Genomic DNA, 7,034 nt, shown 5'->3' on the forward strand with positions numbered 1-7,034 from the left:
GAATGGTGGCTCCCTTTTTTCCGGACTGGCGGCTCCGCCGCACCGGAATAATCAATACGGCGATAGTGGGAATGCCGACGTAGCGCTTGTCATCGTTCATTTTCTGGAGCAGGGCGAAGTTGTTTTTTGCGGCGCTTTCGGCGTTAAAGAGAACGGCCGAGATATGGTCGTGCTGCTTGTCGACGAGGCGTATGGCCTCTTCGTCGTTGTCGACATCAATCAGCGGGTGGTTCTCGGAAAGACATAGGCGTAAAGGCCTTAAAGAAGGGGTCATAAGGTTCACCAGGATGAGTTTTCGCAGCTCTATAGGTTGGACTACCTTTACGTCTTTCAGTTCGCTCAAATTATTCCTCTACTTGTGCTATTAATAGAGAGATATAATTTTTTTTGCGGTGAGGGGTGTTTTTTGATTATTCCAAGTTGGAATACGCCCTTGTTATTGTGATTTAGCTTAAAAATCGCCTAATAAATCTCCGGTTTGCAGCTGTAGAAACGGCGGTGCGTCCATCCGTACCACAGGGCGGGATTTTCGGCGATTCGTTTTTCGAGCCAGCGGTTGAATGTATCCATGACTTTTGCGTCAGGGGCTACCGGGATTTCTTCGGCGTGCAGTAGCTTGCGGCCGGGCTGCTCCTCCATCCAGCAGATGTATAGGGGAGCGTCGGGGCGGTGCCTGTGCAGAAAGTCGGGGAGCGGGTTCACGTTGACAATCTGCCCGAGGAATGTTCCTTTCCCGGCGCTTGGAATGCGGCTGTCCTGGTCGGAGAGTAGGCAAAAAAGCTGGTGTTCGTCGAGCAGCCGCAAAAATTCGCGGGGAGTCTTCGCGTTAACGGCGTAGCTTTTCCCGTCGACGGCACGCATCCGGTTTTCGACGAGGCGGTTGAGCCATGCGGGTTTCAGCGGGATGTAGCTTGCCTTGAGCGGGATTCCCAGCCTGCAAAGCCAGGGGCCTATCGCCTCGTAGTTGCCGTAATGGGCGGTGAGGAAGATGCCGCCCTGTCGCATTTTCTGCAGGACGGGTGCGCTGCCTTCCGCAAGGGCGTAGGTGACGCTTCCGTAGATTTCCCGAAATGGATATCCGGCGGTATCCTGGGGCAATTTCTTGTAGTCCCTGAACAGGAAAATGATATCGGCGGCGTGACGGGTCAGATTTTGGAGCACTTGTCTGTAAAAACGTCTTGATTCTACGCCACTTTCACGGTGTGTCAGGGCGCGGTTCGCCTGTACGACCTTCCGTTTCCACCCTGCCGTATACAGGAGGGCGAAGGCGGTCTTTCTGAATGCGAAAGCGCCTGCAGTCCTGAATGTCCTGCTCAAGAATTCCATCCTTGTAAATGTACAAAACTTTGTAGAGAATATTTTACCAAATTGCCTTTGCCCGTTGGATTTGAATAAACTATTTTCTACACCAAGAAATGAATTTATTTATAAAAGGAGAAATGAATGAAACTTACGATTTCTGTTTCCGGCGGTGGTGCCCTCGGTATCGGTCCCCTTCAGTTTATGCGCAGGCTCGAGGAAGATCTCGGCGAAAGCCTGGCCAATCTCGGAGCTGCCTTCGCGGGGACCTCTACGGGCTCTATCGTTGCCGCGGGACTTTGCTCCGGCATGACTGCCGCGGAGCTTTACGACCTGTACCGTGAAAACCTTTCGGCCATTTTCACCAAGGTGAGCGCCGCAAAACTTCTGACGAACAACTATTACCGCTACGACAATTCCAAGCTCAAGAAGCTCCTGCAGCGTACCTTCCGCTACAAGATGTACGAATTCAAGAAGCCGATCTATATCCCGGCGACTTTTATGAATGGCGAAAGTGTCGAGAAGGTTTGGGACCGTGGTGACGGCATGACGGACCAGTGGTTCGCGGTCCTTTCGAGTTGCTCTGCGCCGACGTATTTCGATACGGTCAGCCGTAACAAGGATGGCAAGAAAGAAATCTACTGTGATGGCGGCATGTGGGCGAACGATCCCATCATGGTGCTGGAATCCGGCTTGAACAAGGTCAAGGAATTTAAGGGCAATTACAAGATTCTCTCCTTCAATACGGGAATGGTCCGTCCGAACAACGCTCCCAAGGACAAGAGCGTTATCGGTTGGGGCAAGTACGTCATGGACGAATGGGTCGCGCGTACCGGCAATTCGGGCTATTTCGAAGCGTGCGCCAATATCGGCAAGGAAAATGTCTGCCGCGTCGCTCCCAGGGTGGATTCCAAGTTCGCGATGGATGACCTTTCGCTCGTGAACGAAGTCTCCGATATCTGGGACGATCTTTACAACCGCACCGGAAAGGATGTGGTCAAGTTCGTGAAGTCGACTATCGCGAAAAAGTAAAGGACTGCTTCGACAAAAAGACCTGCCTAGATTCTAGGCAGGTCCCGTGTGCAACCAACACACTAAGGAGTTCTGTTTTAGACCGGAATCATCTTGCGGAAGAGTATTTTGATTCTTCGGGAATACTGCCTGATGGAGTATTTTGCTACGATGACAATTCGACGATTTCCAACCCCGCAATGCACAGAAGCTTAAACAACAAAATTGTTGTCAATATCACAAGATCCCGTGTCCTAAAATACTTTTTTTCTTACTCATAAGGAAACCCGGCGCCGTTAGGGCACCGGGTTTTAATTTGTTTGAAATCTAGGGACCGCCTGCATGGCGATCTAGTTCCGGGAATTATTCCATGTCCTTGCCGTGGCACTTCTTGTACTTGAGGCCGGAACCGCACCAGCACGGGTCATTGCGACCGAGCTTTGCGGCGGCCTGCTGCTGGGCGCGGCGGGCGGCTGCGGCGACGGCAGGGTTCGTGTAAGTACGGCGCACCGTCGGGCGTGTTCCCGGAAGAGCGGACTGCGGCATCGGCTGGGCCTGCTGTTCTTCGGAAATCGCATTCGTTTCAGAAGAAGCGGCGGTGCCTGCGAGTCCTGCGGGCTTAGCGCCTTCGGCACTCATCTGTTCGGCAGATTCGGCATTGGATTGCTTCGCTTCGCTCGCAATGACGTCGGAAGAGGAATCCGTACCGTTTTCAGAAGAGCCATCTTTCGTCTCTCGTCTTTCGTCTCTCGTCTGTTCTGCGGCCTTCTTTTCGGCGTCAATCTGTTCCTGGCTCTTGAGCTGCAACTGGTCCGGCGAAACGGTCATGCCGTTCGGGAGCGTGATGCGGATGTTCAGGATGCGGAGCGCGGTGAGCGTCGCGATCTTTTCCATGCAGCCTTCGAACATCTTGTAGCCTTCGTTCTTGTAGACCATCAGCGGGTCCTTCTGGGCGTATCCGTGGAAACGGATAGAATCCTTCAGCTGGTCCATGGCATACAGGTGTTCCTTCCATACCTGGTCGATGGTCATCAACAGGAAGCGGCGTTCGATCTGGTGGAAGTCGGTTTCCGGAATGATCTTGCCGAGCTTTTCGTAGCGGGCCTTGCAAAGCGCGATGATTTCGTCGAGCACCTGTTCGGGCGTCTTGCTCATGGCGTCTTCGAGCGTGAGGCTGTATTCCATGCCGAGGCTGCGCTGCAGGTCGACGTGGAGTCCTTCGAGGTTCCAGGCTTCGGCGTAGCTCTTTGCCGGAATGTAGGTGGACACCTTGATATCGCAGGCGTCCTCGATACGGTTCATGATTTCTTCGCTGATGTCTTCGCCGTTCAGAATGCGGCGGCGGAGTCCGTAAATCACCTTGCGCTGTTCGTTCATCACGTTATCGTAGTCGAGCAAGTGCTTACGGATATCGAAGCTCTGGCCTTCCACGCGGCGCTGGGCACCACGGATGGAGCGGCTCACGATCGGGTGGGTAATCACTTCGTCTTCGCCCACGCCAAAACGGGTCATCAGGTTCTTGACGCTGTCGCCACCGAAGATACGCATCAGGTTGTCGTCGAGGCTAAGGAAGTACTGGCTGGAACCCGGGTCGCCCTGACGGCCGGAACGGCCACGCAGCTGGTTGTCGATACGGCGGGATTCATGGCGTTCGGTGCCGAGCACGTGCAAGCCACCGAGCTCGGTAACTCCCGGGCCAAGGGCGATGTCGGTACCACGACCGGCCATGTTGGTTGCAATGGTCACCTTGTCCTTGTGGCCGGCGTACTGGATGATTTCAGCTTCGCGGCCATGGTTCTTCGCGTTCAAGACTTCGTGCGGGATGCCTTCCTTTTCCAAGAGACCATGCAGGTGTTCGGACTTTTCGATGGATGCCGTACCAACGAGGAGCGGCTGGCCCTTGCTGTGGCGATCCTTGATTTCGGCCACGATGGCGCGCCACTTGGCATCTTCGGACTTGTACACCATGTCCTGCAGGTCCTTGCGGATGCAGGGGCGGTTGGTCGGAATCACCCAGGTGTTCATGTTGTAAATCTTGATGAATTCCGTGGCTTCGGTTTCGGCGGTACCCGTCATACCCGAAAGCTTCTTGTACATGCGGAAGTAATTCTGGAACGTAATCGTTGCAAGCGTCTGGTTTTCGCGACGGATCTGCACGCCTTCCTTGGCTTCGATCGCCTGGTGCATACCGTTGCTGTAACGGCGGCCTTCCATAAGGCGGCCCGTATTTTCGTCGACGATGATGATTTCGGTATCGCGGACGATGTAGTCCACGTCCTTTTCGTAGAGGTACCAGGCCTTGAGGGCGTTATCGAGAAAGTGAACCCAGTCGGCGTGTTCGCCGTACAGGTTCGTAATGTGCATGAGTTCCTGAATGTGGTTCACGCCCTTTTCGGTCAGCTGGATGTTCTTGTCCTTTTCGTCGACCGAGAAGTCCTTGTTCTTGATGAGCTGCTTCGCGATTTCGTTGGCCTTGGCGTACTTTTCGGTAGCGTCTTCGGCCGGACCACTAATAATAAGCGGCGTACGGGCTTCGTCGATCAAGATGGAGTCCACTTCGTCGATGATACAGAAGTTCAGTTCGCGCTGCACCAGCTGGCTGGGTTCCACGGCCATGTTGTCGCGCAGGTAGTCGAAGCCGAATTCGTTGTTGGTACCGTAGGTCACGTCGCTGTTGTAGCTCACGCGGCGTTCTTCGGGGTTGAGGCCGTTCACGATGAGGCCCACCGTGAGTCCGAGGAACTTATAGACCATGCCCATCTGCTTGGCGTCACGGCCGGCGAGGTAGTCGTTCACCGTCACCACGTGCACACCGTGGCCAGAAAGACCGTTCAGGTAAACCGGCAGGGCGGCGGCAAGGGTCTTACCTTCACCGGTCGCCATTTCGGCGATGGCACCTTCGTGGAGCACGAGGCCGCCGATCATCTGCACGTCGAAAGGCATCATGCGGAACGGCTTCACCGATTCGGGGTAAAGTTCGCGGACCTTCGCGTACACGGAGGCGGGCAGGTAGACTTCCCATTCGTTCTTGCCGGCGGCAAGTTCGGCCTTCGCGGCGTTCACCGATTCCTGGAGCTCGGGGCCCAGGCGGCTAAAGTCGAAGTTGTTTTCGGGCTTGAAAATGTTGAAGATACCCAAGCGGCGGTCGCAAGCTTCCTGGCATACGGCAAAGGCTTCGACCTTGATGTCTTCGAGGGTAGCGCCATTCCTCAGCTTTTCGCGGAATTCCGCACTCTTGGCGGCCAGGGCGGCGTCATCCAGGGCTTCCAGGGCTTCGCGGGCCTTATGGATCTGCTCGATGACAGGGCGCAGCTGCTTGACCTTACGTTCGTGAGGGGTACCAAAGATCTTGTGAAGAACGGTATCGACTATGCTCATCTTTTTCCTTTTTACGGCCGAAGGCATTGCCCGCGGTCTCTGATTAAAAATTACGGGGATAATTTAGCAAATTGCGTGCCAACGGGAAAATGTTTCGTCCTGAAACAGGGCGTGAATGGCTAGCGCGTTCGACCCAGCGCAAGTATCGCTGCGTTTACGGCAAATGCGGCGATCATCAGGATGTCTCCCGTATGCGCTCCGAGAGTTCCTGCGGGGCAGAGCTTGCCTGCAAGGGCGAGAATTCCGCCGATAACGATGGCGGCCGCCACGAATTTTGGTTTTGCATGGAGTCCGAGAAGTCCCCACAGGATAGGGACGGTGAAGGCGCCTGCGTATACGGCCAGTGCCAATAACAGTGTGCCGATGATGTCGGTAAATACGAGTGCAAGCAGCAGGGCCACGATGCCGTTCAGCAGGATCACGATGCGTGCCTTGGCAACTCCGCGGGCTTCGTTGGGGGAATCCTTTTCCCTGCCGCGCCTGAAAAGTCCGCACAAGATGACGGAGCTGCTGAGCAGTGTCGTATCGGCGCTGCTGAGGACGACGCTCAAGAGCGCGAGGGCAATCAGGGGAATCAGCGGTGCCGGGAGAACTTGCGCGGCGATCGCCGTGATGCGAGCACCCTGCACGTCTGCGAGCCCTACGCCGTATACCGCCAGGAATCCGATGACAAAGGCGACGGGAACAAGTGTCGCTGCGGCCATCGCGATTGCCTTCTTCGCGGTTGCGGTATCCTTCGCGCAGAACATGCGACTGAAGATATCGGGGCCCGCCGTGTAGGTGGTTCCGTAGGTGAGTACCAGCAGGAAAAGGTCTAGCGGCGAAAAGTTCGTGTTGAAGGGGAATGCCGGGGCTTGCTGCAAAATTTCGGAAAGTGGTCGCGCTTCTGCTCCGGGGATTCCGCCGAAGAGCGCAAAGCCCGCTACCAGCAAAAGCCCAAGGATAATCAGGCAGGCCTGCAAAAAGTCGGTACGCAGAATGGAAAGCTGCCCGCCCGCAAGCGTGTACCCCGTAAATACGGTCGCGGAGATAACGGCTGCTGCCGTGTAGCTCAGCGACGTGAAGGTCATCAGGAGTTTTGCGGCGGCGATAATCTGGGCGGCGACAATGCCTGTCCATGCGACCGGTATCACCAGGGAGGCGACCAGTCGCGGGCCTTTTCCGTACAAATTCTCTACCAGGTCCGGGAGTGCATATTTGCCGTGACTGTAGGCGCGGCCTGCAAAGGGAATCAGCGCGACAAGTCCAAGCGCCCCCACGAGCAAGAACCAGCTGGCGGCCCCGCCGAGCCTTGATCCGCTATCGACTGCACCGATCACGGCCGACCCGCCAAGAATCGTCGCGAC

At 55.6% G+C, this 7,034-nt stretch carries 5 protein-coding genes; 1 reads left to right on the plus strand and 4 read right to left on the minus strand.

Going from position 1 to position 7,034, the window contains the following annotated elements; genetic code table 11:
• Both Q0P86_RS16160 and Q0P86_RS16165 read right to left on the minus strand, forming a co-directional pair.
• On the minus strand, nt 1-343 hold a 343-nt coding region (locus Q0P86_RS16160; protein WP_295040908.1), incomplete at its 3' end, for a hypothetical protein.
• 119 nt (nt 344-462) lie between these two features.
• On the minus strand, nt 463-1,326 hold the full coding sequence (locus tag Q0P86_RS16165; protein ID WP_295040910.1) for a lysophospholipid acyltransferase family protein: 864 nt from the start codon (nt 1,324-1,326) through the stop codon (nt 463-465).
• A gap of 117 nt (nt 1,327-1,443) precedes the next feature.
• On the opposite strand from Q0P86_RS16165, the gene Q0P86_RS16170 reads away from it, so the two are divergent.
• Nucleotides 1,444-2,331: a patatin-like phospholipase family protein gene (locus Q0P86_RS16170; protein WP_290994529.1), complete on the plus strand. Its 888-nt coding sequence runs from the start codon at nt 1,444-1,446 to the stop codon at nt 2,329-2,331.
• A gap of 342 nt (nt 2,332-2,673) precedes the next feature.
• Here Q0P86_RS16170 and secA read toward each other — a convergent pair whose 3' ends face one another.
• Nucleotides 2,674-5,688: a preprotein translocase subunit SecA gene (secA, locus tag Q0P86_RS16175; RefSeq protein ID WP_295040912.1), complete on the minus strand. Its 3,015-nt coding sequence runs from the start codon at nt 5,686-5,688 to the stop codon at nt 2,674-2,676.
• Nucleotides 5,689-5,807: 119 nt separating this feature from the next.
• Nucleotides 5,808-7,034 (minus strand): hypothetical protein (locus tag Q0P86_RS16180; RefSeq protein WP_295040914.1); only part of this gene is annotated, 1,227 nt, incomplete at its 5' end.

It is taken from the genome of uncultured Fibrobacter sp. (assembly GCF_946062555.1).
GTDB lineage: Bacteria > Fibrobacterota > Fibrobacteria > Fibrobacterales > Fibrobacteraceae > Fibrobacter.